Origin of the sequence: Leifsonia sp. RAF41 (assembly GCF_052114085.1) — a bacterium.
GTDB lineage: Bacteria > Actinomycetota > Actinomycetes > Actinomycetales > Microbacteriaceae > Leifsonia.
In genome coordinates this window covers 3541845-3567421 of the sequence record NZ_JBFREB010000001.1, presented here as the reverse complement: position 1 = coordinate 3567421, position 25577 = coordinate 3541845, and the positions used below count along the sequence as shown (strand labels likewise).

Below are 25577 nucleotides of genomic sequence, written 5' to 3'. Positions count from 1 at the left end.
AAGGTCCCCGGTCGCGCCCGCTACGCCAGCCACTCCCGCGCCGCGACCACCAGCGCCTGCACGCCGGTGTCGATCGTCGGCTGCGGCACCGGTGCGAAGTACGGGGAGTGGTTCGACGGGATGTCCGTGTCGAGCGTCCCCGCGGCCGTGGCGGCGAGCACCGTCTCCGGGTCGGCACCGCCCAGCATCCAGTAGACCAGCGGTACGCCGGCCGCGGTGGCCAGGTTGCCGACGTCTTCGCTGCCGGAGAGGGCACCGGGGTGCAGCACTTTGTCCTCCCCGAACTCAGCGGCGAACGCCGCATTGACCCGCGCGGTGGAGTCGGGGTCGTTCACCGTCACCGGGTACCGCTCGCCCCACTCCATGTCGGGTTCCTGCGGCGCACCGGACGCCTGCGACTCCGCCCGGATGACGCGGTGCACACCGTCGAGCACGCGCTGGCGCACCTCTTCGTTGAAGCTGCGGACGCTGATCCCGAGCGTGGCCTCGGCCGCGATGATGTTGTTCTTGGTTCCCGCGTGCAGGCTGCCGACCGTGACCACCGCGGTGTCGTGCGGCGCGATCTCGCGCGAGACGACGGTCTGCAACCGCATCACCGTCGCCGCGGCCATCACGACCGGGTCGATCGTCGTCTCGGGCCGGGAGCCGTGGCCGCCGCGCCCGTGCAGAGTGACCTCCATGGTGTCCACGGCCGCCATGGCCGCGCCCGAGTGCGCGCCGACCATGCCGGCCGGCGCGGGCAGTACGTGCTGGCCGAGCACCACATCCGGCACGGGGATCTTCTCGTACAGCCCGTCTTCGACCATGACCTGCGCGCCGCCGCCGTGCTCCTCCGCCGGCTGGAAGAGGGCGATGAGGGTGCCCGACCAGTCCCCCCGCGAGCCGACCAGCGACTCGACCGCGCCGAGCAGGCAGGTGATGTGGATGTCGTGGCCGCACGCGTGCATCAGCGGCACGGTGTTACCGGCGTCGTCGGTCACCGTCTCGCTGGATGCCCACGCGAGCCCGGTCTGTTCGCGGACGGGGAGCGCATCCATGTCGGCACGGAGCAGTACCGTCGGGCCCTCGCCGTTGCGGAGGACGCCGACGACCCCGGTGGTCGCGATGCCCGCGTGCACCTCGAGACCGAGGCCGGTCAGACGGTCTGCGACGATACCGGCGGTGCGGTGTTCGGTGAAGGCGAGTTCGGGGTGGGCGTGCAGGTCGCGGTAGAGGGCTTCGAGATCCATGCCGCCAGCCTACGACCGGCGCTCTACGGCTCCCGCGGCGCCGCGGTGGTGTTGCCCCGATGGAAGACGCTCGTGAAGGTGGAGGGATGCGGGTCGCCGCCGGACAGCATCTCGACGACGGCGCGACCAGCGGCCCGGCCCTTGTCGACCGCCGGCTGCACCAGAGTGGTCAGATCGTAGGGCCAGAGTCCGTCGACCCGGACACCGTCGAAACCGACGACGCTGATATCGCCGGGCACGTTCAGATCGAGCTCTTCGGCGGCGCGGATGACCCCGGCGGCGAGCAGGTCGCTCTGGGCGATGATGGCCGTCGGACGGTGTCCCGGGTGCTCGAGGAGCGCCCGGCCGGCGATGCGCCCCTCCTCGACGAAGGAGCCACGGGTGACCCAGCCGCCCGCCTCCGGAAAGACGTCGCGCGCACCGGCGAGACGATCCAGCGCGGTGGTGGAGCTCGCCGCGGCGAGGCGGTCGGGCGTGAGCTCCCCCCGAGCGCGGTCCCGGGTCAGCGAGAGGGTCACGACGGCGACGTCACGATGCCCGAGCTCGTAGAGGTGCTGCGCCGCGATGCGGGTCGCCTCGCGGTTGTCCTGCCCGATGGTCGGGACGCCGTCGGCGGGGTCGCCCTCGATGGCGACGAGCGGGATGCCGCGCTGGCGCAGGGTGGCGACCGACTCGTCGAGCCGGGGGCTGCAGCCGATCAGGACGACCGCATCCATCGGGGCGTCCTCGATGCGCTGGGCCGCCTCCCCGGCGTCCGTCAGGATGAGGAGGCCCGCGTCGATCGCGCCGATCTCCTCCGTGATGCCGTCGAGCAGCGCGATCTTGATCGGGTCGCGGAAGGCGTCGCGGACGCGCTCCTCCATGACGACTCCGACGATGCCGGAGCGGCCCGTGCGGAGGGAGCGCGCACGCGGGTCGGGGCCGGCGTAGTTCAGCTGCTTGGCCGCCGAGAGCACGCGCTCACGCGTGGCGTCGGAGACGGGACCGGTGCCCGAGAAAGCGAGGGACGCCGTGGAGTTGGATACCCCGGCCAGCCGGGCGACGGCGGCCAGCGTGGGCCGCGGGGCGGCCTGGGCTGTGCTGGGTTCGTTCACGTATGGTAGCTTAGTCGAATCGTTTCGATCGAAACGATTCGAGCCGCCGACCCACAGGAATCGCCCGTGTCACAGCCGACCGCCGCCCCGACGCGCGACCGCCGAGAGCTCAAAGCCTGGCGGAACGCGGTGTTCGTCATCTTCATCCTGAGCGGCCTGGCGATCGCCAGCTGGGTGGCACGGATCCCCGGCGTCCGCGACGACCTGCGGCTCGGGAAAGACCCGTCGGCGGTTGGGCTCCTCATCCTCGGGCTGTCGGCAGGCGCCATCCTCGGCCTGACGATCTCCTCCTGGGCACTCGTGCGCTTCGGACCGCACCGCGGGATGGTCGGCGCGCTGGTCATCGTCGCAATCGGCACCGTCTTCATCGGTTTCGGCGCCACGACATTCCACAGCGTTCCTCTGGTCGCCGTGGGGCTCATCCTGCTCGGGTTCGGCAACGGCATGGTCGACGTGATGATGAACGTCGAGGCCACGGCGGTCGAGCGCGAGATCGGCAAGACACTGCTCCCCCTGATGCACGCCTGCTTCAGTCTGGGAACCGTTCTGGGCGCCGCGATCGGCGCGCTTGCCGCCTGGCTCGCCGTGCCGGTCGTCTGGCACCTGCTCGGCATCGCCGTCGCGATCGTCGTGATCGCGGTCATCGCGGTCCGGTTCATCCCGCGGGAGGCGGACCTCGGCGATGAGGCCGCGACGCCGACGGAGCGCATCCCCTTCGGCGAGCGCATGCGCACGTCGCTGGCCGTCTGGGCGGACTGGCGCCTCATCCTGATCGGCGTCGTGATGCTCGGGATGGCGTTCGGCGAGGGATCGGCGAACGACTGGATCTCGCTCGCCGTCGTCGACGGCCACGGCCAGTCCAACTCGATCGGTGCGGTCGTCTTCGGCTTCTTCGTCGCCGCGATGACCCTGGGACGCGTCGCCGGCGGACCGATCGTCGACCGGATCGGACGCGTCGCCGCCATCCGCATCACCGCCGGAACGGGGGCCGTCGGACTGGTGCTCTTCATCATCGGCGGACCGATGTGGGTCGTGGTCGTCGGAACGGTGCTGTGGGGCTTCGGCGTCTCGCTGGGGTTCCCGCTGGGCATGTCGGCGGCGGCGGACGGTGCCGCCAACCCGGCTGCCCGCGTCTCCGCCGTCGCGATCATCGGCTACTGCGCGTTCCTCGCCGGACCGCCGCTCATCGGCTTCCTCGGCCAGCACTTCGGGCTGCTGAACGCGCTGTTCCTCGTCCTCGTGCTCCTGGTGGCCGCGTTCCTGGCGGCTCCGGCCGTGCGCCCGGTGGCGGCCGCCGCGGAGCAGCGCGAGAACGCGCCCGAGGCCGCCTGACCGGAGCCGAGGTCTCCCACCGCCTTACGCGAGTGGTGACTACATGTCGCAACTCGCGCAGAATTCCCGCAACGACTCACCACTGGGGCGGTCGCCCACGCGCAACGACTCGCGACTCGCGAAGCGGGGCTAGACGAACGCCAGCCGCACCGGGGTCGGGATGGGGGACGCGCCCAGCGGACGGAGGGTGCGCTCGGCCTCGTCGAACGCGAAGACCGTCACCTCGTCGCTGTCCTGGCAGGCCGCGAGCACACGGTCTCCCGCCGGCGCGATGACCAGGTCGCGGGGCGATTTCCCGCCCACCGGCACCGATGCCACGAGGGCCACTCGCGACGCGGCCGGATCGAACGCGAACACCGCGATGGTGTCGTCACCGCGGTTGCTCACCAGCACGGTCGTCCCGGACGCCGCGACGCAGACGGCTGCCGGGGCGTTGTCGCCGGTGGCGCCGTCCGCCCGCGTGGTCGTGCTCTGCACCCGGATGAACCGGTCGCCCTCCCGGCGGAGCACGTCGATGCTGGAGTCGAGCTCGTTCACCAGCAGCGCGTGCGTCCCATCGGGGTGGAAGTCGAGATGCCGCGGCCCCGGCGAACCGACGACCACCGTCGCGTCGTCCCGGAGCGCGACCTCGCCCTCCGGCGACAGCGCGTACCATCGCACCTCGCCGAGTCCGAGGTCGACGACCACCACATCCCCGGACACCGGGTCGATGCTCAACTGGTGGACGTGCGGGCCCTCCTGCCGCTCGGGATCCGGACCCCGGCCCTCATGCTGCACGAACGCGGTCCGCTCACCGAGCGAGCCGTCCTCCCCGAGGGCGAAGACCGAGAAGGTACCGCCCCCATACGTGCCGGCCACCAGCAGCGGCAGGGTCGGGTGCACCACGAGGTGCGCCGGGGATGGACCCCCGCTCGACACCGAACCGAGCTCCGTCAGAGTCCCGTCCTGCGCGCGCGCGAACGCGACGATGCGCCCGTCCGGTTCCGTCTCACTCACGGCGTAGACCCCTGCGCCACCCCGCGCGACCGCGACCCACGACGGGTTCGTCACACGCGCGGCGACCGTCGCATCCACCACCGCCGTGCCGTCGAAACGGGCCGAGAGCACGCCCTCCGCGTGCCCATCGACGTGCGGGAGCGTCTCGGTGTAGGTGCCGATCAGGAGTTCGCTGGCCATGCGCCCATCCTGCCAGCGCCCCCGGGCGCGCTCCGCCGGGTTGCACTTAGGATGTTCCGGTGCGTCTCGTCATTGCCAACTGCTCCGTCGACTATGCCGGTCGGCTGAGCGCGCATCTGCCGCTCGCCACGCGGCTGCTGATGCTGAAGGCCGACGGCAGCCTCCTCGTCCACTCCGACGGCGGCTCCTACAAGCCCCTGAACTGGATGAGCCCGCCCTGCACCGTCGCCATCGATGAGCCGGACGAGCTGCAGCAGGCCGCAGGCATCCGCGAGGTGTGGCGCGTCACCCAGGCGAAGACCGCGGACATGCTCGTCGTGTCCATCCACGAGATCCTCAGCGACACGTCGCACGATCTCGGAATCGACCCCGGCCTGCAGAAGGACGGTGTGGAGGCACACCTGCAGAAGCTGCTCGCCGAGCAGATCCACCTCCTCGGCGACGGCCACGTGCTGGTGCGCCGCGAATACATGACCGCAATCGGGCCGGTCGACATCCTCGCGCGGGACGGCTCCGGTGCGGCGGTGGCCGTCGAACTCAAGCGCCGCGGCGACATCGACGGGGTGGAGCAGCTGACGCGCTACCTGGAGCTGATGAACCGCGACCCGCACCTGGCCCCCGTGACCGGCATCTTCGCCGCGCAGGAGATCAAACCGCAGGCGCGAACACTGGCCGAGGACCGCGGCATCCGCTGCCTGGTGCTCGACTACGACGCGATGCGCGGTCTCGACGACAGCGAAAGCAGGCTGTTCTGATGGCGCAGCCGAAGGCCCGGTTCCCGCAGAGCTACGAGAACGCGCTCGTCAAGAAGGCGCTCGCCGCCATCGCCGCCGAGCCGTCGCGCGAGAGCCTCGACGCACTGCTCACGGCCGCGACGAAGGGCGGCCTGGTCGTGGATGTGACCGGCTCCACCCCGCAGGACACCCGGCTGCGCACCATCAGCTCCACCACCGGCGAGGCGGTGCTGCCCCTGTTCACCTCGATGAACGCCCTCCGCTCCGCCGTCGCTCAGGCCGCGGAGGGCGACGGCGCCCGCGTGCAGGCCGTGATCGTTCCGGCACTGGAGGCGCTCGGATTCATCCGAACCGCGGATTTCGTCGCGGTGCAGTTCGACCCGGGCGCCGCGCACACGATGGTCGTCGCCCGGTCGCACATCGAATCCGCCCTCAGCGGGCGCTGACCCGGCATTCAGATACCTGACATACGCTAGGACCGCTATGACCAACCCCACTCCGACCGTCACCCGGACCTGGACCTGCATCCTGTTCGACCTCGACGGCACCCTCACCGACTCGGCCCCCGGCATCACATCCTCCCTCGCGCGCATGTTCGCGACCCTCGGACAGCCGGTGCCCTCCCCCGCCCAGCTGCTCGAGTACGTCGGGCCGCCGCTGCTCGAATCGCTGGAGGCGTTCGGCGGGATGAGCGAGGCCGCCGCGCGTGAGGCCCTCGCCGTCTACCGCGCCGACTACGCCGCGCACGGTGCGCTCGACTCCGCCGTCTTCCCCGGCATCCGGGGCCTCCTCGAGCGGCTGCATGCGGCGGGCATCCCCCTCGCCCTGGCGACGAGCAAGCCCGAGATCCAGGCGACCCGCATCCTGGAGCACTTCGGTCTCGCCAAGTACTTCGACGTCATCACGGGTGCGACGGAAGACGAGAGCCGCAGTGCCAAGGCGGATGTGGTGGAAGAGGCCCTGCGCCGCCTCGGCGAGCGCGGCGTCGACCTGGGGCACACCGTCATGGTGGGCGACCGCCAGTACGACGTGGAGGGCGCCGGCGCTCACGGCCTGCCGACGATCCTCGTCGAGTGGGGCTACGGCTCCCCCGCCGAGGCGGCCGGTGCGATCGCCGTGGTGCACTCGGCGGACCAGCTCAGCTCGCTCCTCCTGGGGTGACCCGACAGCGGACACAGAGCGTGGACACGGAGGGGGACGCGGTCGACGGCGTGCGCGAGTAATCTGGGTGGTTGCACAACCGCACCCATACAGCACTAGGAATCCATATGCGCACACGTAATCCGTTCGTTCCGGCCGCCATCGTCGCGGCCCTCACCATCGGTTCGCTCGCCGCCTGTTCCAGCGGCGGGAACGGGAACTACGTCACTCCCCAGACGCCGGGGGCGTCGTCCTCCTCGGGGGCGAGTTCCGGCTCAAGCTCGGCGGACCAGAAGTCCGAGGAGCTGCCGTCCGACTTCCCGAAGGAAGACGTCCCGATCGTCGACGGGACCGTCGTGGTCGCTCGCGGCGATAAGGATAACGGCTGGTCGGTCACGGTCCAGCCGTCCGGCAAGAACGGCTTCGCCGACGCCCAGTCCGCGCTGAAGGGCAAGGGCTTCACCGAGCAGGCTGGCTCGTCGGACAGCAAGGCGGTCTTCACCAACGACAAGTACACGGTCGCCGTCGGCACCCCCGGCGTCTCCGTGACCTACACCGTCACCGCCAACTAGCCCCGCGCCCCGCCATCGAGTCCGCGAAGACTGCACGCTCGCCACAGTGATACCGTGCAGTCTTCGCGGACTCGATGGTGGGCGGCGAGAAGCGGGGCAAGGCGAGGCGGGGCGGGACTCGGGGCCGGGTCAGGCGTCGATGATGCGGACGAGTTCGTCGATGAATGCGGTGAAGGTGTCGGAGCGGCGGATCAAGGCCAGCACGGCCTCGCGGTCGGAGAAGACCTCCACGAACTGGTCGAAGACCGTCTGGAACGATGAGCGGCCCGCCGCCGAGAACGCGATGAAGGCGATCACGTTGACCCGCGCATCCCCCCAGTCGATCGCCGTGTCGTTGACGACGATCGCGATCGCCGTCCGGTGCGCGCTCATCGTCATGGCGTGCGGCACCGCGAGCGAGTCGGTGAACGCGGTGGATGACATCTGCTCGCGTTCCACCGTCTGATCGACATACTCCTGGTCGATGGCGCCGGCCGCGATCATCCTGTCGCCGAGCGCCCGGATCATCGTGATCGGGTCGCGGGCGTAGAAGTTGCGCAGGAACAGGTTCTCGTCGAAGTACTCCAGCAGCTCGCTCTTGATTCGGGCACGATGACGCTGGCGGCGGATGCGCGAGGCGGCCTGCCGGACGTGCTCGACATCCGTCTCGGTCAGGAACGGCTGCACGATGACCGTGTTCTCGCGTCGCCCGCGCGGGTCGATCGTGGTGAGCACCAGGTCCGCCTCGATCGCCTCCCAGTCGGCGTCGGTCGAGGTGATGACGCTGGTGATGTCGAGCTCGTCGCCGAGCGTGCTCTCCAGCCGGTCCCGCAGCAGGATGTGCATGTCGTAATAGTTGGGGCAGACCACGGCACAGGTGACCGCATCCCGGCGCCGTGACTGCTGCTCCAGGTACGCACCGACGTGCATGGCGATGTAGGCGATCTCGTCGTCGTTGACCGCGATCCCCTCGGCGGCCTGCAGCCGGCTGGCGATGTACACGGCCAGCTCGTAGATCATCGGGTACGAACTCTTGATGGATCGGGTGAGCGGGTTGCGCGAGAATGTGTTCTCGTGCGCGCGGGCGACCAGGTTCTGGACGTGCAGCGTGAGCCGGACGATGAAGTTCTCGTCGTGCAGATCCACCAGGTACTCGGCGGAGGCGCGATCGACGATGCCGCGGACGACTTCGAGGTCGGCCGGGCTGACGAACTCCTCCACCGTGTCGCGCCCGGCGCCCGGTGCGATCACGCGGGTGCGCATCAGGATGGCCAGGTAGCGCAGCTCGGTCGCATCCAGCGCGGTGCCGAAGTGCTGCTCGATCAGCTCGCCGAGGTCGTGCGCCAGCGAGCGGATGGTCTCACTCGTCTCCGGCTCCTCGACCGACGGCAGCACGCGGTTCTTCGCTACCCGGTCGAGCGCGACGGCCATGTGCAGCAACACGTCGTTGATGCCGTACTCGTTGACGAAGAAACCGCGCGCATCCAGCATCGCCACCAGTGCGGACTTGAAGTCGGCGAGCCCCTCCGAGCCGAAGGCCTCCTGGATGCGCGCCACGTCCACCACGCTCTGCCGCATCTCGTCGCGGAACAGCCGGCTGAGCAGCTTGCGCCGCGCGATCTCCGGTCCCAGCAGCTGCACGGTGCCGCCGCGGCGTTCGAGGGAGAGCTCGGTTCCGGAGAGCAGCCCGCGCATGCGGGTGAGGTCGGACTCGATGGTCGAGTCCGACACGAACAGGCTCTCCGCGGTCTCGTACACGTCGATTCCGTCAGGCTCGTCGAGCAGCCGCCGCACCAGGAAGACCAAGCGCTCCTGGGGGGAACCCGCCGTGCCCGCCTCGGAGCTGCCGTCGCCCGCGAGATACGCGGCGTACTCGTCCGGCTTGACGCGGTAGCCGTTGGGCCCCGACTCGACGACCTCGCCGAGGGCGGCCGCATAGCTGCGAATGCTGCGGGTGGTCACTCCGAGGTCGTGCGCCAGCTCACCGGCCGTCACCCAGGCAGCACGACGCGCCAGGATGTCGAGCATCCTCGTCTGCTTCGCCGAGAGCGCCACCGGGACCACCTTCCCCCACGAGTCAACCACCGGGCGCGGGCCGCCACGTGTGTTCCCGACATCTTTCCGCACCCCCGGAAGAAACGGTGCTGGAAGCGCCTCGGCATGCGGACGAGCATGTGAGACGTTCCATCAGCTCCATCAGCAACACGTGAAAGGCAAGGATCGATGAGGATCATGGTCGTCTGCGGCGCCGGTGCGTCCAGCACCTTCGTCGCCGTGAAGCTGCGCAGCGCCGCCCGGATGCGCGGCGAGGATGTCGTGGTCGAGCCGGGCAGCGCCAGCCAGCTGGAATCCCTCGATGGCATCGATGTGCTCCTCGTCGGGGGGCATCTCGAAGCAGCGCTTCCCTCCCTTCGCGAGCGTGCGGCCGCGACCGGCACCGCCGTCGCCCTCCTTCCCGCGATCTCGCCCGCCTCCCTCGACGGCGAGAAGGCGCTCGACCTGGCCCTCAACGCGAAAGCGGCGGCACTATGAGAACGGAACGGGCCACCCGCCCGGCACGGAGTGAAGGAGATCGGAAACATGGCTGAACGGATCATCACCGTCGGATCGGCGCACGGGCTGCACGCCCGCCCGGCGAAGCTCTTCGTCGAGGCGGTCAAAGGCTCTGGTGCGACGGTGAAGCTGACGAAGGAGGGCGGCAAGACCGTCGATGCCGGCAGCATCCTCGGCGTGATCTCGCTGGGCATCGATCACGGCGACAAGATCGTTCTCACCACCGACGCGGACAACGGTGAGGTCGTCCTCGACGACCTGGCCGAGATCCTGGCCACGGACCACGACGCCTGATCATGGCCACCGAACTCAATACGGCCGGCACCACGCTCGCCGGCGCAGGCATCGGCCAGGGTGTGGCCATCGGTCAGGTCCTGCGCATGTCGGCTCCCCTCCCCGAGCCGGCGGACACCGCCAGCACCCGCACGCCCGACGAGGAGAAGGCGCGTGTCCAGGAGGCGGTCGCCGCGGTCGCCGCAGACCTGCGCGAGCGCGCATCCTCGGTCCAGGGCACCGCGGCGGACGTGCTGGAGGCGCAGTCGATGATGGCGGAGGACTCGACGCTCGCCGACGATGTCTCCTCGCGTATCGACGGCGGCAAGACCGCTGAGCGTGCGGTCTTCGAGGGATTCGCCGTCTTCCGGGACATGCTGAAGGACCTCGGCGGCTACATGGGCGAGCGGGCCGGCGATCTCGACGACGTCTCACAGCGCGTCGTGGCCGCCCTCGAGGGCAAGCCCGCTCCGGGCGTTCCTCACTCCGACCGCCCGTACGTGCTGGTCGCCCACGACCTGGCGCCCGCCGACACGGCACTGCTCGATCTGACCAAGGTGCTGGGCCTCGTGACCAAGGAGGGCGGCCCGACGTCGCACACCGCCATCCTGGCGCGCGAGAAGTCGATCATCGCCATCGTTGGCGCAGCCGGCGCGGACGGGTTGGCGGACGGCGACGAGGTCATCGTGGATGCGGCGGCCGGCTCGGTCACCGTCTCACCGACCGAGCAGCAGCGCGCGGACGCGCAGCGCCGCATCGACGAACGCGCCGCCGCTCTCGCCGGGGGCGTGGAGCCGGGCGCCCTCGCAGACGGCACGGCCATCCCGCTGCTCGCCAACCTGGGCTCCGCAGAGGGCGCCGAGGGCGCGCTCGCGGCCGGCGCCGAGGGTGTCGGTCTGTTCCGCACCGAGTTCCTCTTCCTCGACCAGCGCCTGGCACCGACCGTGGAGCAGCAGCGCGAGCAGTACGTGAAACTCCTGAGCGCCTTCGGCGGCGGCAAGAAGGTCGTCGTGCGCGTGCTCGACGCGGGTGCGGACAAGCCACTCGAGTTCCTGAACGACGCCCACGAGGACAACCCGGCGCTCGGCCTGCGCGGCCTGCGCTCGCTGCGCGCCAACGAGGACATCCTGCGCGAGCAGCTGACCGCGCTTGCCGAGGCGGACGCGCAGACCGACGCCGACCTGTGGGTCATGGCGCCGATGGTCGCGACGATCGAGGAGACCCGGTACTTCACCGAGCTGGGCCGCGAATACGGGCTCAAAACGGTCGGCGTCATGGTCGAGGTCCCCTCGGCCGCACTGCTTGCCGACCGCGTGCTGCAGGTGGCCGACTTCGCCTCCATCGGCACCAACGACCTCACCCAGTACACCCTTGCCGCCGACCGCCTTCTCGGCTCGGTCGCGGGCTTCCAGGACCCGTGGCATCCCGCCGTCCTCCGCCTGATCGGCGAGGTCGGCGCTGCGGGTGCCGCTGCGGCCAAGCCGGTCGGGATCTGCGGCGAGGCGGCGGCGGACCCCCTGCTCGCCGTGGTGCTCGTCGGGCTCGGGGCGACCACTCTCTCGATGTCGCCTTCGGCGCTCGCCGACGTGCGGCTCTCCCTCAAGCGTTACACCCTCGACCAGGCACGTTCGCTGGCCGAGACCGCCTTGGCCGCCGATGGCGCGGCCGAAGCCCGGGAGGCGGTCCGCGCGGCCGCCGAACGGTTCACCTCACACGCACACCAGAACAGAAACGAGGCACCACAATGACATCGGCGACACAGACGTCGACGACGGCGTCGGCCCCCAAGAAGCCCGTAGGAGCACGTGTCCACGTGCAGCGATTCGGTACGTTCCTCTCGAACATGGTGATGCCGAACATCGCGGCCTTCATCGCCTGGGGCATCGTCACAGCGCTCTTCATCGCGCAGGGACCGTTCCCCAACAAGGACATCGCCAGCCTCGTCGGCCCGATGATCACGTACCTGCTCCCGCTCCTCCTCGCCAACACCGGCGGTCGTCTGGTGTACGGCGTCCGCGGCGGCGTAGTCGGAACGATCGCAGCCATGGGCGTGATCGTCGGCACCGACATCCCGATGTTCATCGGTGCGATGATCATGGGTCCGCTGGGCGGCTACCTCATGAAGCTCGTCGACCGGATCTGGGAGGGGAAGATCAAGGCGGGCTTCGAAATGCTCGTCAACAACTTCTCGGCCGGCATCCTCGGCTTCCTCCTCGCGATCGGCGCCTTCTTCGGAATCGCCCCGCTGGTCCAGGGACTCAGCAAGGCCCTCGAGGCAGGCGTGGACTGGCTCGTGTCGGTGCACCTGCTGCCGCTGGTCAGCATCCTGGTCGAGCCGGGCAAGGTGCTGTTCCTCAACAACGCGATCAACCACGGCGTGTTCACACCGATCGGGACGCTCGAATCGCAGCAGGCGGGCAAGTCCATCCTGTTCCTCATCGAGACGAACCCCGGCCCCGGCGCCGGAATCCTGCTCGCCTGGGCGATCTTCGGCCTCGGCGCCGCGCGTGCGGCAGCTCCTGGCGCGTTCATCATCCAGTTCTTCGGGGGCATCCACGAGATCTACTTCCCGTACGTGCTGATGAAGCCCATCCTGATCATCGGTGCGATCCTCGGCGGTATGACCGGCGTCGCGGTGAACGTCGCCTTCCAGACGGGACTCCGGGCGCCGGCGGCACCAGGATCCGTGTTCGCGATCTTCGCGCAGGCGCCGGTGAACAACATGCTCGGCATCGCCCTGGCGATCATCTCCGCCGCTGCTGTCTCGTTCGGCTTCACGGCGATCGTGCTGCGCTCGAGCCGCAGGCGTGACCTCCTCGCCGGCAACGCGGGCGACCTGTCCGCTGCCGTCGCGCAGACCGAGGCCAACAAGGGGAAGTCGTCATCGGTGCTCGGGGGCCTCGTCCAGGAGGGCGAGCACGACACCGGTGACGCGCAGGGCGACGCCACCGACCGGCTGGTGCGCAACATCGTGTTCGCGTGCGACGCTGGCATGGGCTCGAGCGCCATGGGCGCCTCGGTGCTCCGCAACAAGATGAAGAAGGCCGGAGTCGAAGGGGTGACGGTGACCAACCAGGCCATCAGCAACCTCGACGGCACCGCCGACCTGGTCATCACCCAGCAGCAGCTGACCGACCGGGCGAAGGGGCAGTCGCCGGACTCACTCCACGTCTCCGTCGACAATTTCATGAACAGCCCGAAGTACGACGAGGTCGTCGACCTCGTCAAGAACCAGAACGCTAGGGAGGACGTCACCAAATGACCGACACGATTCTCGACCGGGCGAACGTGGTGGCCGCGGGTTCCGCGACCACGCGGGAGGACGCGATCCGGGAGGCCGGTGCACTGCTGGTAGCCGCGGGCGCCGTCGAACCCGGGTACGTCGACTCGATGCAGGACCGCGAGAACACCGTCTCCACCTTCATGGGGAACGGGCTCGCCATCCCGCACGGCACCAACGAGTCCAAGGACGAGATCAAGCGGTCCGCACTCTCCTTCATCCGCTACTCCTCGCCGCTCGACTGGGGCGGCGAGGAGGTGCGGTTCGTCGTCGGCATCGCCGGGCAGAACAACGAGCACCTCGAGATCCTGTCGAAGATCGCCATCCTCTTCTCCGAGGAGGACGACGTGCAGAAGCTGGTCGACGCCCCGGATGCGGACGCCCTGTTCGCGCTCCTCGGCGACGTGAACGAGTGAGGATCGCCCGGATGAGGAGAACGCTGACGAGGAGAGCACAGTGAAGGCCGTCCACTTCGGCGCAGGCAACATCGGCCGCGGCTTCGTGGGGCTCCTGCTCCACGAAGCCGGGTACGAGGTCGTGTTCGCCGACGTCAACGCCGAGCTGATCGACGCTCTCGCCGCCGCCGACTCGTACGAGGTCCACCTCGTCGGCGAGGAGTCGGAGACGAAGACGGTCACCGGCTTCCGTGCCATCAACAGTGCGACGGACGAGGAGGCGCTGGTCGCCGAGATCGCGACGGCAGATGTCGTCACGACCGCGGTCGGCCCGCGCATCCTCCGCTTCGTCGCCCCCGTGATCGCCCGCGGCCTGGCGGCGCGCTCGGAGGACGCCCCGCGGTTGGCGGTCATGGCGTGCGAGAACGCGATCGGCGCGTCCGACCTGTTGGCTGCCGAGCTGATGGACGGGCTTCCGGACGACGACACGCGAGAGGAGCTGGGCGCCCGGGCCATCTTCGCCAACACGGCCGTCGACCGGATCGTCCCTGCCCAGGCGGCGGACGCCGGCGTCGACGTCACCGTCGAGACGTTCTATGAGTGGGTGGTGGACCGGACGGTGTTCGGGGGCGACGAGCCGCGCATCCCTGGCGCCCACTTCGTCGACTCGCTCGGTCCGTACATCGAACGCAAGCTGTTCACGGTGAACACCGGGCACGCGACCGTCGCCTACACGGGCTTCCTGCACGGTGCGACCACGATCAGCGAGGCGATCGCCATCCCTGCGGTGCGCGAGGCCGCCGAGGGGGCGCTGCGCGAGACGTCCGCTGCGCTCTCCGCCAAGCACGGGCTTCCCGAGGAGGAACTGGCCGCGTACCGGGCCAAGATCCTCGGCCGGTTCACCAACCCCCACCTGGTGGACGAGGTCAGCCGCGTCGGCCGCGAGCCGATCCGGAAGCTGGGGCGCCACGACCGCTTCATCGGTCCGGCGTCGGACTACGCCGAGTACGTCGGTGGAGTCCCGACGGCCCTCATCGCCGCGGTCGGAGCCGCGCTGCGCTTCGACGTGCCGGAAGACAGTCAGAGCGTGGAGCTTCAGCGGTTGCTGGACGAAGCGGAAGCGGCTGCGATCGTGGAGGAGGTCATGGGCGTGGAGGCGGATCAGCCGCTGCACGAACCCCTGATCCGCGTGGTCGCCGAGGCTCAGCGGGACCGCCGCGACGCGCACGCTAGCCACGTATCCTGAGACTCATGGACGATCTGGACCGTGTGGTAGACCCCGCGACCCAGTTGGAATTGTTGGTGCCGCCATTTGCGACGGCAGAGCGGGCTATCGCGCGCGCGGCTATGGAGCGAGATGGTCGTCTCCGTCGAATTCGGCTTTACCCGGACGGCACGTACGCCTGGTCCTTGTGGGAAGAGGGCGGTGGGATGCCAACGCCGTCGGAACTCGGGCTGAGCGAACAGCTCGCCTCGGATCTTCGCGACTGGTTCGAGGACTGGAACGCGAACTTCCGCTACGACGGGCCGCAGGACGAGGACTTCTCTCGCCGCTGGTTGGCGCGTGGCACAGAGCTCACCGTCCGGCTCGAAGAGGAGACGTGGGACTTCGCGGAGATCGTGCCCGGTGGCGGAGGTTGGGACGCAGCGGGGGCGACGTGGAGTGCGTGATCACGAACCCCCGCCGCGGTTCAGCAGTAGGTGCGACTCGTAGGGAACGACGTGATCAGTCGATCGCTGTCAGACGCCCAGGCTGCCTCCACCCGGAACGAATACAGTTCGCGGCCCGTTTTCACATCTTGTAGGTAGAACTCGTTGTTTGCGCACCACTTGTTGTTGATCGCATCTTTGCGAAGGTAGTCGGGGTAGAGAATGATTGCTCCGGTTGCGCCGGACATGAGGTCATCCCACGACTCCACACCGAGGGCGGAAGCCTGCCATCCCGCGGCCCGCGCACTGTCGAGCTTCGATTGCCACCCGCCTTCCTTGTCCTCGCGGATGTGCTTGTATCCCCACGAACTGTTGCCGCACTTGAGTCGCACGTCGTGTCCGTAACCGTCCCACCAAAACATATAGTCGGCGAAGACATCGTTCTCCGTGTTCAGCGAGTAGCACCCGAACCACTGGTTCCAGTCGATCAGTCGTGGCGCGATCGACACCGAGTCGGACGCTTCTTCGACGGGGGCAGTCAGGTCCAGAGCGTGTGACGTCAGGTCATCGCCGTCGAGTTGTAGAGGCTTGCCATCAACTCGGGTGAACAGCGCGACCGTTCGCGAGGTCTCGATTTCCGCCGTCGCAGGGGCAGCGCTAGCGAGGCCCAGCAATACGGCAGCAGATGTGGCCGTGAGTACGAATGCGGCGAGACGGTTGAAGGGTCTTGTCATAGTGATCCTTGGTTCAGTAGCGTCGCGACCCACCTTGAGAGCTAGGCCGCCGGGCACCTCCATCCGGAGGATGCGCGAGCCTAGCATTAATAAAATGCCTGTAATTATTCAGGGGCCAGCCGGCGGCTCGGCCGCCCGCTGGGTATCCGCCGACCGGCGGTGTCGGCGGCCGAAGCCGGTGGTACGTTTCGCTTGTGAGTCGAATCGTGTCGGTTGCGCCGGTACTTCCCGCCCGGAGTTACAGCCAGGGGGAGATCACCGCCGCGCTGCTCGCGATGATCACATCCGACCCCGCCCGACAGAAGGTGATGCGCCGCATCCACGCCTCTTCGGGGGTTCAGACGCGCAGCCTGGTGATGCCGCTGGAGCAGTACAGCTCGCTGGCGTCGTTCCAGGAGTCGAACGACTACTTCATTGCGGAGGGCACCTCGCTCGCCGAACGCGCCCTCACCGCCGCACTCCAGTCGGCCGGGCTGGAACCGGCCGACGTCGACTTCCTGCTCTTCACCTCCGTGACCGGCATCGCCGCACCCTCCATCGACGCCCAGCTGGTCGCTCGTCTCGGGCTGCGTCCCGACGTGAAGCGGCTGCCGAGCTTCGGACTGGGATGCGTCGCCGGGGCGGCGGGGATCGCCCGGGTCAACGACTACCTGGCCGGGCATCCCAACGAAGTGGCCGTGCTGCTCTCGGTGGAGTTGTGCTCGCTGACCGTGCAGGCCAGCGACGACTCGATGGCGAACATCGTCGCGAGCGGCCTCTTCGGCGACGGCGCCGCGGCCGTCGTCATGGTCGGCGAGGCACGCGCGGAGAAGCTGGGGATCGCAGGCCCGGAGGTCATCGACACCCGCAGCCACATCTACCCCGACACCGCCGATGTGATCGGCTGGGACATCGGCGGGACGGGCTTCCGTATCGTCCTCAGCGCCGGCGTGCCGGAGGTCATCGAGCGGAACTTCGCCGGGGACGCCCGCGGAATCCTGGCGGCGCACGGACTCACGGTGGAGGATGTGGGCGCCTGGGCGGCCCATCCCGGCGGACCGAAGGTGCTGGAGGCGTTCGCGCAGGCGCTCGACCTGCCCGAGGGGGCTCTGGATGCCAGCTGGCGCTCGCTCGCGAATGTCGGAAACCTGTCGTCCGCGGCCGTGCTGCATGTGCTCGCCGAGCAGCTCGACGAGCACCCGGTCGGAACCATCGGGTTGCTGTTCGCCCTCGGCCCGGGGGTGACGAGCGAGCTGGTGCTGCTGCGCTGGGCGGACGGTGAGAAGCGGGTGCCGCCCGCAATCGTGGCCGCACCCGCCATAATCGAACCGGCGTAATGAAACCCAGCCGACTCGAGACCCTAGGCAGCTGATGATCTGGTACACCGTCCTCGTTCTCGCGACCGGCGCGGAACGCATCGCCGAGCTGGTGGTGTCCACCCGCAATGCGAAATGGTCGTTCGCTCGGGGCGGCGTCGAGTTCGGTCGCGGGCATTTTCCGCCCATGGTGGCCCTCCACACCGGGCTGCTGCTCGCCTGCCTAGCCGAGGTGTGGTTCGCCGGGCGCCCGTTCATCCCCTGGCTCGGCTGGCCGATGCTCGCGTTGGTGCTGGCGAGCCAGGCGCTCCGCTGGTGGTGCATCGCGACCCTCGGCCCCCGTTGGAACACCCGGGTCATCGTGGTGCGCGACCTGCCACTGGTGACCCGCGGCCCGTACCGCTGGTTCACCCACCCCAACTACGTCGCCGTGGTCGTGGAGGGCTTCGCGCTCCCACTCGTGCACACGGCCTGGGTGACGGCGCTCGCCTTCACCGTGCTCAACGCCTGGCTGCTCGTGGTCCGGATCCGCTGCGAGAACCGGGCGCTCGCCACCGTCTTCTCGGCCCCGGCCCCCGCATGAGCCCGCAGGTCGTCGTGGTGGGCGGCGGCCCGATCGGCCTGGCCTGCGCAATCGAGGCGCGCATCGACGGGATGGACGTGGTGCTCGTCGAGCCGCGCACGGGCCCCATCGACAAGGCGTGCGGCGAGGGGCTGATGCCCGGGGCTCTGGCGGCTCTGCACCGGATCGGGGTGGACCCGGCAGGCCGGCGGCTGGACGGCATCGCCTATGTGGATGCGGCGTCCCGCGTCGAACACCGTTTCGCCGACCGGCCGGGCCGCGGAGTGCGACGGACCGTGCTGCATCAGGCGCTCGCGGACCGCGCCGCCGAGCTCGGCGCCGAACGCATCCAGGCGAAGGTCACAGCGGTGTCGCAGCGCGCGGACGGCGTTGCGCTGACCCTGAGCGACGGCCAGACCGTCGACGCCCCCTGGGTGATCGCGGCGGACGGCCTCCACTCGCCGGTGCGCCGCATGGTCGGTCTCGACGGACGCGGCCAGCCGGGCACGCGCCGTCGGTTCGGGCTGCGGAAGCACTTCGGGGTGGAGCCCTGGACGTCGCTCGTGGAGGTGCACTGGTCGGATGGCGCCGAGGCGTACGTCACCCCGGTCGACGACCGCACCGTCGGCGTCGCGGTGCTCGGGGCCCGTCCGCTGGACATCGATGAGGTCATCGCCGGCATCCCCGAACTGGCGGACCGTCTGCGCGGCGTACCTGCGGTCAGCGACCCTCGCGGTGCCGGTCCGCTGCTGCAGCGCGCGCGCTCGCGGTCCCGAGGTCGGGTGCTGCTGGCGGGCGACGCCTCCGGTTACGTGGACGCGCTCACGGGCGAGGGGATGCGCGTCGGCTTCGCGCAGGCCCGCGCGGCGGTCGCAGCCGTCCACACGGGGAACACCGAACAGTACGAGCGGGCTTGGCGGACGACGACGCGCGACTTCCGCATGCTGACGTCGGCCCTGGTCGTGGCTGCGCGGTCGCGGTACCGGCCGCGCATCGTTCCGATGGCGGCCCGGCGGCCCGAACTGTTCGGCTCCATCGTGGAGCGACTCTCCCACTGATGGCCTGAATAGGCCGCTGTGAGCAGCCGCTCGTGCTGTCACTGCCCGCATTATCGGGCTCAAACGCATGCTTAGAGCCTGTGGAATCTGGTCATCCGCCGGGCCGAGCGGATAGCATGTGAGATCGAACATCAACATCCGATATTCCGAAAGGTGACACATGGACGGCTCAGCATCCAGTCCCTCCGAGGAGCCTTCGGCCGCCGGAAGCAGCATTGAACTCCGCGTCTCCGGCACGGGGCCTGTCGCTCAGCCCCAGGCCGTGAAGAAGCGCACGACCGTGACCTTCTACCTCACCGACGCCATGCGCAATCGCGCGAGGGCCGCATACCGACAGACATCGTTCAACGAGCGGGACACCAGTTGGTCCGAAATGATCAACAAGGCGCTCCTTGCGGAGGTACAGCGCCGGGAGCGCGCGTACAACGGCGGCGAGATATTCGTCGGCAACGACGATCCGTTGACGCCGGGGCGGCCGATCGGGTTCTGAGCGCGCCGAGTCCAGACGCGCCGAGCTCCCGGCACGCCGAGCTCCCGGCACGTCGGCGGCTGGGATGCCGGCGTGCCGGGAAGCGGGTCGCCGACGCTCAGTGGGCGGATGTACTCAGCGGGCGGATGTACTCAGCGGGTGTGGTGGCGGCGCTGCCGGTTGGAGGCAGCGAACGCGAGCATCACACCGAGGAGCGCCAGCAGCGCGCCCACCGCGCCCAGTCCGAGCTCGTCCGAGCCGGTGGAGGCGAGGGTCGCACTGCCGGACATCGTGCCGGCAGCGAGCGTCATGACGCCACCCGCCGATGCGCTCACCGTGCCGACTCCGTCGTTCGCGGTCAAGCTGGCCGGAGCGCTCGGAGTGGCCGGCATCGCCGGGGTCGTCGGCGTCGTCGGCGTCGTCGGAACGGTCGGCGCGGTGGCGGAGTCGGTGGTCTCACTGTCGCCGACCACCGAGATCGCGTTGCCGCCCACCGTCACCGGGACGTCGATTCCGATCGGCAGGTCGATCCCGCCGAGCAGACCGCCTCCATCGGTGCCGGTTGTCGTCCCGCCTCCGGCCGTCGCACCGCCGGTCGCCGGCGCCGCGGTGGCCGAACCGGTCGAGCCGGCGTCTCCGACGACGGCGATGACGTTACCGCCGACGGTCACCGGAAGGGCCGCATCCACGGGAGCCTGGACGCCCGACAGGATGCCGCCGTCCGAACCCGAAGCCGCCGTCGTTCCGTCGCCGGCGGCCGGAGCCGACGTCGCCGAACCCGACGACGTCGCGTCACCGAGCACCGACACGGCGTTACCGCCCGCCGTCACGGGAACCGCAGCACCGACCGGAGCCTGAATGCCCGACAGGATGCCCCCGTCCGCTCCCGCGCCTGTCGCGGTCGCCGACGATCCCGAACCGCTCGAGGGTGTGGAGGTCGCGGCGCCCGTCGACGACGCGTCGCCGAGGACCGAGATCGCGTTGCCTCCGGCCGTGACAGGCACATCCACCGCTACCGGCGCCTGGATCCCCGAGGCGATCCCGTCGGCACCGGACGACGTTGTACTGGTGCCCGCCCCCGAACCGGCCGCCGGAGCGGACGCCTCGGAGCCGGAGCTGCCCGAGTCGCCAAGGACGCTGATGGCGTTCCCGGCGACCTGGACGGGGACGCTCACATCGACGACCGCCTGGTCACCGCTCAGCACACCGCTGACGGAGTCGGGCGAAAGGGAGGCAGACGGTGCCGCGGGCGCTGCCGGAGCCGCCGCAGTGGAGTCGCTGCTCGACGCGTCGCCGAGGACCGAGACCGCCGTGCCGGAGAGGGAAACCGGGATGGAGATGCCCACGACCGCCTGGTCGCCGGTGGCGACGCCGTCGGTGCCGGAGGATTCGGCCGCGTTCGCCGCCGCCGTTCCGGCGAGCCACAGGCCGCCGACGCAGAGGGTGAACCACATCCCCCTGGATACGAACTTGTTCATGATCGAGCCTTTCGAATGAGTGATAGTCGCCCGGGCACAGGGGTGCCGGGTCATGGTCGCGTGCTGCCGGAAGGGCAGCCGGGACCCACTCAGTCGGGGCTGATGTCGTGGTCGGCGACAGGGCCGGCGGGGACGTGATCGTCCGCGGGCGTGCCACTCAGCCCGCTCCAGGCGGAGGCGGGCAGAAGGAACGTATCGGCGGTGGCCAGGGCGGAGGGCGCAGCTCCGCCCGGACCGCTCGTTCCGCCGGACGAACCGGCCGAGCCACCGGCGGGCAGCCCGCCGGTGGCATCACCGGTCGGGAGCACCGGGCCGCCGAGAGGACCGCCGGGTGACGACGAGGATGCGCCGCCCGCCCCTGCCCCAGCGACGACGGCGGGCGCCGGGTGGCCGCCGAACGCAGCCACCGCCGGGGTCAAAGCCGCGGCCGGGATGACCAGCGCAACGCTCACTGAGCCGGCGAGGGAGAGTCCGGGCACCGGGGATCCCGGCGCGGGACCGACTTCTGCCGCGGGCGCGAGCGGCGAAACGGCCGTCTCGATGGCCCCGACCACATCCGCGACCGCCTGATCGACCGTGCCGGTGACCGGCTGCGTGACGGAGGCGAGAGGAGCGGCAGGAAGCACATCGCGGACCACCGGAACCGAAGCCAGGGCCTGGTCGACCGTCGCGGTCACGGGCTCGACGACGCTGCTCACGGGCACCTGGTCGACCACGCGGTCGACGGTTTCGGTGACGGGAGTGACGACCGCCGAGACGACCTCTCGCGCGGATGCCGGGAGCACCGGTGCGACGGCCTGGGTGACCGAGCCGAGGGATGCGCCGATCTCACCGGTCACGCCCGAGACGAGCGAACCGACCGGTGTGGGAGGCGGTGCGGGCTCTGCCGCCGACGCGGCGGAGCCGCCCGCAAAGAAGCCCAGGACGGTCAGTCCGGCGCCGGCGATCAGTGATCCGACCAGCACACGCGCAGGGGTGAGGATGCTGCGGTGCGGCTCCGAGGCCCACTCCGGCATACGATCACCCCCCGACCGTTCGAGATGAGGGCGACTGTACCCCACGTTCTACTAGACAGGAAGCGCGGATTTCTCCGACCCGGCCGCGGCCCGTTCGGTTCGCGAACGTGCGCGCCGGGCCGACACGGAGGCGACCGCCACCACGACGAGCGCTCCCAGCGTCATCGCGGCCCCCACCCACAGCGGGGAGGTGTAGCCCAGCCCGGCCGCGATGGTGACTCCGCCGATCCAGGCGCCGAGCGCGTTTCCGAGGTTGAATGCCGCGATGTTCCCGCCCGAGGCGAGGGTGGGCGCGTGCGAGGCGTACGACAGGACGCGGAGTTGCAATGCAGGCACGGTGGCGAAGCCGAACGCGCCCATGAGGATGAGGGCGATGACCGCTCCGATCGGCATGCCGGCGACAAGGGCGAAACCGGCGAGAACCACCGCGAGTGCAGCGAGTAGCCAGAGCAGCGTGCCATCGATCGACCGGTCCGCGAGGCGACCGCCGACCCAGTTGCCCACGAAGAGGCCGACCCCGAACAGGATGAGCAGCCACGGCACCGCACCTGCCGCAAAGCCGGACACTCCGGTCAGCGTGTAGGCGATGTACGTGAAGGCGCCGAACATCCCGCCGAAGCCGAGCACGGTGGCCGCCAGCGACAACCACACCTGCCCGGAACGGAAGGCGGACAGTTCGCCGCGGAGGCTCGACGTCGGCCGCTCCCCCGCTGCCGACGGCACGAGGATCGCGACGCCGATCAGCGCGATCACGCCGATGACCGTGATCGCCCAGAACGTGGAGCGCCAGCCGAACGCCTGACCGAGGAGGGTGCCGAACGGCACGCCGAGAACGTTGGCCGCCGTGAGGCCCGTGAACATGACGGCGATGGCGCGCGCCTGCCTCTCGGGTGCCACCAGGCTCGCGGCGACGACGGAACCGATGCCGAAGAATGCGCCGTGGCACAGCGCCGCGAGCACCCGGCCGCCGAGCATCACTCCATAGTCGGGGGCGATCGCCGACAGCAGGTTGCCGGCGATGAACAGCACCATGAGCCCAATGAGGGCCGCCTTGCGTGGGATGCGCGTGGCAGCGGCCGTCAGCCCGAGCGCGCCCACCACGACCGCGAGGGCGTACCCGGAGATCAGCCAGCCGGCAGCGGCCTCATCGACGTGGAAGTCCGCGGCCACCTCGGGCAGCAGGCCCGCGATCACGAACTCGGTCAAGCCGATGCCGAACCCCCCGAGGGCGAGGGCGATCAGGCCAGCAGGCATGGAGGTCTCCTTCGAGAAGGTGCGAGGGGTGCGCTAGTCTGTTAGTTGCAGACGCGCTATATATAGTTGCACGCGCAACTAAATCGCGCAAGCGTCTCCGACCACGACCGACTCACGACCCGGGAGGCACCCATGGGGATCGCCGACGATGCCGTCGAGGTCCGCGCGCACGGCTGGCGCACCCTCGCAGCCCTGCACGGCTCCATCGAGGCGGAACTGGAACGCGCCCTCAGCCGCGCCGTGCAGCTCTCTGTCGTCGAGTACACGGTGCTCGACGCCCTGGCCCGTCAAGACGGCTGGCAGATGCGGATGCAGCAACTCGCCCGCGCGAGCGCGCTCAGCCCCAGCGCCACCACCCGACTGGTGAATCGCCTCGAAGACCGCGGACTGCTCACCCGCATCCTCTGCGACGACGACCGCCGAGGCATCTACACCGAGCTCACAGCGTCCGGGCACGAACTGCTCGACGCCGCCCGCCCGGTGCACGATGAAGCACTGGCCCGCGCGCTCGACAGTGCACGTCAGGTACCGGAACTCGCGCCGCTGGTGGATGCCCTGCCGCAGCTGTCGGAGTCGGAACTGGTCTCCTAGCGCAGCACCTCGACGAGGGCGATCCACGAGAACAGCACGGTCGTGACGATCGCAAGGATGGTGCCGGCGGCGACGAGGACCAAGCCGGTCGGCGACTCGGGCAACGCCACCAAGAACACCCCTCCGACCGCGTAGATCGCGGGAGGAGCCGAGAAGAGCAGGATGCGCTCCGCCGTGTACCTTCGAAACCCGGTCTGGGCCCCATCCCGCTGCACCGCCAGCGCCGACCGCACGATCACCGACGCGCACAGCGCTGTCCCCACCAGCACCTGGATGCCGTAACCGATCGGCACCTGACCGGGGATCAGCGCCGCGCAGCACAGCGCGACGCCCAGGATCAACCCGGCGATGGATGCGGCGGCCCGGGCGGCGAGACCACGCGATTCGGCGATCGTCTTGATGTTCACGGACAGCGCCACGATCAGGAGCCCGCCGAGGGCGGCGCCCGCCCCCGCTACTGCGACGTTGAACTCGGACCACGAATCGAACGGCTCCAGCATGCGGCCCAGCGTAGCGGTGCGCCTCAGGCAGGGCGTATAACGGGGGGATGGCGGACGCGATCACCAACTGGATCGACCTCTACCGGCGCGCGTGGGAGAGCAACGAGCCCGATGACATTCGGGCCCTGTTCACCGAAGATGCGAGCTACCGTACGGAGCCGTTCGCCGAGCCCTGGGACGGCTACCTCGAGATCGTCGAGGGGTGGCTGGACGCGCAGGACGACCCCGGCGCCGCCACCTTCGAGTGGCGACTGCTCGGCCAGGACGGTCCGGTGTACTTCGTCGAGGGCGTGACGGACTACCGCGACGGCCCCATCTACAGCAACCTGTGGATCATCCGCCTGGCCGCTGACGGCCGTGCGGAGGAGTTCACCGAGTGGTGGATGGAGCAGGAGCCCGATCAGGTCTGACCGGCCAGCTGTCCCAGCCACAGGCCGAGCCCGGCTGCGGCGAGCGCCAGCACGAGCATCCCGACGCCGTTGACCAGCGCGGCGCGGTACCGCCGCTGCTGCGCCAGCCGCACGGTCTCGTAGCTGGCCGTGCTGAAGGTGGTGTACCCGCCGAGGAATCCGGTGCCGAGCACGGCCCTCCACTCCGGCGGCAGCCCGTGCGCGAGCGCGAGGCCGGTCACGAGCCCCAAGAGGAACGAACCCGTCACGTTGATGATGGTCGTGCCGATGGGAAAACCGACGCGCAACCACGACCGGAGCGCTCCGTCGAGGACGAATCGCGCCACCGCGCCGACACCGCCGGCCGCGGCGACGGCGAGGACGAGCAGGGCGGTCATGCGCGGCCCCGCGCGGCCCGGCGCCGTTCGATCCCCGACGCGAGCGCGATACCGGCCACCGAGGCCGCAGCGCCGACGACGATCGTGGCAGCGGCGTACAGGATGCTGAGCCCAACGCTCTGGGCCGCGATCAGGCCATCCGTGTCCACCGCCAGTGAGCTGTACGTGGTGTAGCCGCCCAAGACGCCGGTTCCCACGAAGAGACGCACCGTCCGACGCGTGCCCTCATCCTGTCCGCGGAGCGCGAGAGCCTGCAGGAGCCAGCCGAGCGCGAAGGCGCCGGTCACGTTGATCAGGAACGTGATCAACGGCACACCGCCGACAGGCGGCACGGAGAGGGTGAGCAGGTACCGGGCAGCCGTACCCAGCGACCCCCCGAGGAAGACGAGCAGGATCGAGCGCGGCCGGAGGTGCACGGGCGCTCGG

The 25577-nt window shown here is 69.8% G+C and carries 29 protein-coding genes; 18 read left to right on the top strand and 11 right to left on the bottom strand.

The features are described 5' to 3' along the window. Nucleotides 1-20: 20 nt before the first annotated feature. A complete protein-coding gene (locus AB4Y74_RS17420) occupies nt 21-1229 on the bottom strand; it encodes an amidohydrolase (protein WP_441800314.1) in 1209 nt (402 codons plus the stop codon). A 23-nt stretch (nt 1230-1252) separates the two neighbouring features. After that, a complete protein-coding gene (locus AB4Y74_RS17415; protein ID WP_441800313.1) occupies nt 1253-2323 on the bottom strand; it encodes a LacI family DNA-binding transcriptional regulator in 1071 nt (356 codons plus the stop codon). A gap of 66 nt (nt 2324-2389) precedes the next feature. On the opposite strand from AB4Y74_RS17415, the gene AB4Y74_RS17410 reads away from it, so the two are divergent. Further along, complete coding sequence (locus tag AB4Y74_RS17410) at nt 2390-3655, top strand: MFS transporter (RefSeq protein ID WP_441800312.1); 1266 nt, start codon at nt 2390-2392, stop codon at nt 3653-3655. Nucleotides 3656-3784: 129 nt separating this feature from the next. On the opposite strand, the gene AB4Y74_RS17405 is transcribed toward AB4Y74_RS17410, so the two are convergent. Next, complete coding sequence (locus AB4Y74_RS17405; RefSeq protein WP_441800311.1) at nt 3785-4831, bottom strand: lactonase family protein; 1047 nt, start codon at nt 4829-4831, stop codon at nt 3785-3787. Between the two features lie 59 nt (nt 4832-4890). On the opposite strand from AB4Y74_RS17405, the gene nucS reads away from it, so the two are divergent. The 4 genes from nucS (at nt 4891) to AB4Y74_RS17385 (ending at nt 7277) form a co-directional block, all read left to right on the top strand. After that, complete coding sequence (gene nucS / locus AB4Y74_RS17400) at nt 4891-5586, top strand: endonuclease NucS (RefSeq protein ID WP_441800310.1); 696 nt, start codon at nt 4891-4893, stop codon at nt 5584-5586. Next, nucleotides 5586-6011 (top strand): SseB family protein, encoded by a 426-nt coding sequence (locus AB4Y74_RS17395; RefSeq protein ID WP_441800309.1) that lies wholly within the window; start codon nt 5586-5588, stop codon nt 6009-6011. The genes nucS and AB4Y74_RS17395 overlap by 1 nt, the downstream gene beginning before the upstream one ends. 37 nt (nt 6012-6048) lie before the next feature. Beyond that, complete coding sequence (locus tag AB4Y74_RS17390; RefSeq protein ID WP_441800308.1) at nt 6049-6726, top strand: HAD hydrolase-like protein; 678 nt, start codon at nt 6049-6051, stop codon at nt 6724-6726. Between the two features lie 107 nt (nt 6727-6833). Further along, nucleotides 6834-7277, top strand: coding sequence for a hypothetical protein (locus tag AB4Y74_RS17385; protein ID WP_441800307.1), 444 nt, complete (start codon nt 6834-6836; stop codon nt 7275-7277). A 129-nt stretch (nt 7278-7406) separates the two neighbouring features. Here the strand turns inward: AB4Y74_RS17385 and AB4Y74_RS17380 are convergent, their stop codons facing one another. Continuing rightward, nucleotides 7407-9311 carry a BglG family transcription antiterminator gene (locus AB4Y74_RS17380; RefSeq protein WP_441800306.1) on the bottom strand — a complete coding sequence of 635 codons (1905 nt, stop codon included), beginning with the start codon at nt 9309-9311 and terminating at the stop codon, nt 7407-7409. 168 nt (nt 9312-9479) lie between these two features. Here AB4Y74_RS17380 and AB4Y74_RS17375 point away from each other — a divergent pair, with 168 nt between their 5' ends. Genes AB4Y74_RS17375 through AB4Y74_RS17345 form a run of 7 tightly spaced genes read left to right on the top strand, consistent with a single transcriptional unit; the run spans nt 9480 to nt 15428 of the window. Continuing rightward, complete coding sequence (locus AB4Y74_RS17375; RefSeq protein ID WP_441800305.1) at nt 9480-9788, top strand: PTS sugar transporter subunit IIB; 309 nt, start codon at nt 9480-9482, stop codon at nt 9786-9788. A 48-nt stretch (nt 9789-9836) separates the two neighbouring features. Next, entirely contained in the window at nt 9837-10103 is a 267-nt protein-coding gene (locus AB4Y74_RS17370) for an HPr family phosphocarrier protein (protein WP_441800304.1), read from the top strand. A 2-nt stretch (nt 10104-10105) separates the two neighbouring features. Next, complete coding sequence (gene ptsP / locus AB4Y74_RS17365) at nt 10106-11830, top strand: phosphoenolpyruvate--protein phosphotransferase (RefSeq protein ID WP_441800303.1); 1725 nt, start codon at nt 10106-10108, stop codon at nt 11828-11830. Then, nucleotides 11827-13344, top strand: coding sequence for a PTS mannitol transporter subunit IICB (locus tag AB4Y74_RS17360; protein WP_441800302.1), 1518 nt, complete (start codon nt 11827-11829; stop codon nt 13342-13344). Before ptsP ends, AB4Y74_RS17360 begins: the two co-directional genes overlap by 4 nt. After that, on the top strand, nt 13341-13778 hold the full coding sequence (locus AB4Y74_RS17355) for a PTS sugar transporter subunit IIA (protein ID WP_441800301.1): 438 nt from the start codon (nt 13341-13343) through the stop codon (nt 13776-13778). Before AB4Y74_RS17360 ends, AB4Y74_RS17355 begins: the two co-directional genes overlap by 4 nt. A 40-nt stretch (nt 13779-13818) precedes the next feature. Next, nucleotides 13819-15003 (top strand): mannitol-1-phosphate 5-dehydrogenase, encoded by a 1185-nt coding sequence (locus AB4Y74_RS17350; protein WP_441800300.1) that lies wholly within the window; start codon nt 13819-13821, stop codon nt 15001-15003. A 5-nt stretch (nt 15004-15008) separates the two neighbouring features. After that, complete coding sequence (locus AB4Y74_RS17345; protein WP_441800299.1) at nt 15009-15428, top strand: hypothetical protein; 420 nt, start codon at nt 15009-15011, stop codon at nt 15426-15428. Nucleotides 15429-15448: 20 nt separating this feature from the next. Here AB4Y74_RS17345 and AB4Y74_RS17340 read toward each other — a convergent pair whose 3' ends face one another. Continuing rightward, on the bottom strand, nt 15449-16141 hold the full coding sequence (locus AB4Y74_RS17340; RefSeq protein ID WP_441800298.1) for a hypothetical protein: 693 nt from the start codon (nt 16139-16141) through the stop codon (nt 15449-15451). A 194-nt stretch (nt 16142-16335) separates the two neighbouring features. Between AB4Y74_RS17340 and AB4Y74_RS17335 the strand changes: the two genes are divergently transcribed. The 4 genes from AB4Y74_RS17335 to AB4Y74_RS17320 all read left to right on the top strand — a co-directional run bounded on the left by AB4Y74_RS17335 (nt 16336) and on the right by AB4Y74_RS17320 (nt 19546). Continuing rightward, nucleotides 16336-17457, top strand: a complete 1122-nt coding sequence (locus AB4Y74_RS17335; RefSeq protein WP_441800297.1) for a type III polyketide synthase — start codon at nt 16336-16338, stop codon at nt 17455-17457. A gap of 34 nt (nt 17458-17491) precedes the next feature. Further along, nucleotides 17492-18019, top strand: coding sequence for an isoprenylcysteine carboxyl methyltransferase family protein (locus AB4Y74_RS17330; RefSeq protein ID WP_441800296.1), 528 nt, complete (start codon nt 17492-17494; stop codon nt 18017-18019). Next, nucleotides 18016-19056 (top strand): NAD(P)/FAD-dependent oxidoreductase, encoded by a 1041-nt coding sequence (locus AB4Y74_RS17325; RefSeq protein ID WP_441800295.1) that lies wholly within the window; start codon nt 18016-18018, stop codon nt 19054-19056. The genes AB4Y74_RS17330 and AB4Y74_RS17325 overlap by 4 nt, the downstream gene beginning before the upstream one ends. Nucleotides 19057-19216: 160 nt before the next feature. Then, nucleotides 19217-19546, top strand: coding sequence for a ParB family protein (locus AB4Y74_RS17320; RefSeq protein ID WP_441800294.1), 330 nt, complete (start codon nt 19217-19219; stop codon nt 19544-19546). A 131-nt stretch (nt 19547-19677) separates the two neighbouring features. Here AB4Y74_RS17320 and AB4Y74_RS17315 read toward each other — a convergent pair whose 3' ends face one another. The 3 genes from AB4Y74_RS17315 to AB4Y74_RS17305 form a co-directional block, all read right to left on the bottom strand. Next, a complete protein-coding gene (locus AB4Y74_RS17315) occupies nt 19678-21003 on the bottom strand; it encodes a chaplin family protein (RefSeq protein WP_441800293.1) in 1326 nt (441 codons plus the stop codon). An 89-nt stretch (nt 21004-21092) separates the two neighbouring features. Further along, the gene (locus AB4Y74_RS17310; protein WP_441800292.1) at nt 21093-22019 is read right to left on the bottom strand and encodes a hypothetical protein; all 927 of its coding nucleotides are present in this window, start codon (nt 22017-22019) and stop codon (nt 21093-21095) included. Nucleotides 22020-22070: 51 nt separating this feature from the next. After that, on the bottom strand, nt 22071-23273 hold the full coding sequence (locus AB4Y74_RS17305; RefSeq protein ID WP_441800291.1) for an MFS transporter: 1203 nt from the start codon (nt 23271-23273) through the stop codon (nt 22071-22073). Between the two features lie 132 nt (nt 23274-23405). Between AB4Y74_RS17305 and AB4Y74_RS17300 the strand changes: the two genes are divergently transcribed. Beyond that, on the top strand, nt 23406-23864 hold the full coding sequence (locus AB4Y74_RS17300) for a MarR family winged helix-turn-helix transcriptional regulator (protein WP_441800290.1): 459 nt from the start codon (nt 23406-23408) through the stop codon (nt 23862-23864). Here AB4Y74_RS17300 and AB4Y74_RS17295 read toward each other — a convergent pair. Beyond that, a complete protein-coding gene (locus AB4Y74_RS17295; protein ID WP_441800289.1) occupies nt 23861-24364 on the bottom strand; it encodes a hypothetical protein in 504 nt (167 codons plus the stop codon). The genes AB4Y74_RS17300 and AB4Y74_RS17295 overlap by 4 nt on opposite strands. Nucleotides 24365-24411: 47 nt before the next feature. Between AB4Y74_RS17295 and AB4Y74_RS17290 the strand changes: the two genes are divergently transcribed. Then, nucleotides 24412-24774, top strand: coding sequence for a nuclear transport factor 2 family protein (locus AB4Y74_RS17290; protein ID WP_441800288.1), 363 nt, complete (start codon nt 24412-24414; stop codon nt 24772-24774). On the opposite strand, the gene crcB is transcribed toward AB4Y74_RS17290, so the two are convergent. Together crcB and AB4Y74_RS17280 are read right to left on the bottom strand one after the other, a co-directional pair. Beyond that, nucleotides 24765-25151 (bottom strand): fluoride efflux transporter CrcB, encoded by a 387-nt coding sequence (crcB, locus tag AB4Y74_RS17285; protein ID WP_441800287.1) that lies wholly within the window; start codon nt 25149-25151, stop codon nt 24765-24767. The two genes, AB4Y74_RS17290 and crcB, sit on opposite strands and share 10 nt — an antisense overlap. Beyond that, nucleotides 25148-25567 (bottom strand): fluoride efflux transporter FluC, encoded by a 420-nt coding sequence (locus AB4Y74_RS17280; RefSeq protein ID WP_441800286.1) that lies wholly within the window; start codon nt 25565-25567, stop codon nt 25148-25150. The genes crcB and AB4Y74_RS17280 overlap by 4 nt, the downstream gene beginning before the upstream one ends. Nucleotides 25568-25577: the final 10 nt, after the last annotated feature.

What these genes read in the sequence shown, in the direction of transcription:
- AB4Y74_RS17290 (WP_441800288.1), top strand. Translation starts at nt 24,412, where the DNA reads ATGGCGGACGCGATCACCAACTGGATCGACCTCTACCGGCGCGCGTGG.
- AB4Y74_RS17355 (WP_441800301.1), top strand. Translation starts at nt 13,341, where the DNA reads ATGACCGACACGATTCTCGACCGGGCGAACGTGGTGGCCGCGGGTTCC.
- AB4Y74_RS17360 (WP_441800302.1), top strand. Translation starts at nt 11,827, where the DNA reads ATGACATCGGCGACACAGACGTCGACGACGGCGTCGGCCCCCAAGAAG.
- AB4Y74_RS17300 (WP_441800290.1), top strand. Translation starts at nt 23,406, where the DNA reads ATGGGGATCGCCGACGATGCCGTCGAGGTCCGCGCGCACGGCTGGCGC.
- AB4Y74_RS17405 (WP_441800311.1), bottom strand. Translation starts at nt 4,831, where the DNA reads ATGGCCAGCGAACTCCTGATCGGCACCTACACCGAGACGCTCCCGCAC.
- AB4Y74_RS17330 (WP_441800296.1), top strand. Translation starts at nt 17,492, where the DNA reads ATGATCTGGTACACCGTCCTCGTTCTCGCGACCGGCGCGGAACGCATC.
- AB4Y74_RS17420 (WP_441800314.1), bottom strand. Translation starts at nt 1,229, where the DNA reads ATGGATCTCGAAGCCCTCTACCGCGACCTGCACGCCCACCCCGAACTC.
- ptsP (WP_441800303.1), top strand. Translation starts at nt 10,106, where the DNA reads ATGGCCACCGAACTCAATACGGCCGGCACCACGCTCGCCGGCGCAGGC.
- AB4Y74_RS17325 (WP_441800295.1), top strand. Translation starts at nt 18,016, where the DNA reads ATGAGCCCGCAGGTCGTCGTGGTGGGCGGCGGCCCGATCGGCCTGGCC.
- AB4Y74_RS17385 (WP_441800307.1), top strand. Translation starts at nt 6,834, where the DNA reads ATGCGCACACGTAATCCGTTCGTTCCGGCCGCCATCGTCGCGGCCCTC.
- AB4Y74_RS17320 (WP_441800294.1), top strand. Translation starts at nt 19,217, where the DNA reads ATGGACGGCTCAGCATCCAGTCCCTCCGAGGAGCCTTCGGCCGCCGGA.
- AB4Y74_RS17375 (WP_441800305.1), top strand. Translation starts at nt 9,480, where the DNA reads ATGAGGATCATGGTCGTCTGCGGCGCCGGTGCGTCCAGCACCTTCGTC.
- AB4Y74_RS17310 (WP_441800292.1), bottom strand. Translation starts at nt 22,019, where the DNA reads ATGCCGGAGTGGGCCTCGGAGCCGCACCGCAGCATCCTCACCCCTGCG.
- AB4Y74_RS17340 (WP_441800298.1), bottom strand. Translation starts at nt 16,141, where the DNA reads ATGACAAGACCCTTCAACCGTCTCGCCGCATTCGTACTCACGGCCACA.
- AB4Y74_RS17345 (WP_441800299.1), top strand. Translation starts at nt 15,009, where the DNA reads ATGGACGATCTGGACCGTGTGGTAGACCCCGCGACCCAGTTGGAATTG.
- crcB (WP_441800287.1), bottom strand. Translation starts at nt 25,151, where the DNA reads ATGACCGCCCTGCTCGTCCTCGCCGTCGCCGCGGCCGGCGGTGTCGGC.
- AB4Y74_RS17370 (WP_441800304.1), top strand. Translation starts at nt 9,837, where the DNA reads ATGGCTGAACGGATCATCACCGTCGGATCGGCGCACGGGCTGCACGCC.
- AB4Y74_RS17395 (WP_441800309.1), top strand. Translation starts at nt 5,586, where the DNA reads ATGGCGCAGCCGAAGGCCCGGTTCCCGCAGAGCTACGAGAACGCGCTC.
- AB4Y74_RS17295 (WP_441800289.1), bottom strand. Translation starts at nt 24,364, where the DNA reads ATGCTGGAGCCGTTCGATTCGTGGTCCGAGTTCAACGTCGCAGTAGCG.
- AB4Y74_RS17315 (WP_441800293.1), bottom strand. Translation starts at nt 21,003, where the DNA reads ATGAACAAGTTCGTATCCAGGGGGATGTGGTTCACCCTCTGCGTCGGC.
- AB4Y74_RS17390 (WP_441800308.1), top strand. Translation starts at nt 6,049, where the DNA reads ATGACCAACCCCACTCCGACCGTCACCCGGACCTGGACCTGCATCCTG.
- AB4Y74_RS17305 (WP_441800291.1), bottom strand. Translation starts at nt 23,273, where the DNA reads ATGCCTGCTGGCCTGATCGCCCTCGCCCTCGGGGGGTTCGGCATCGGC.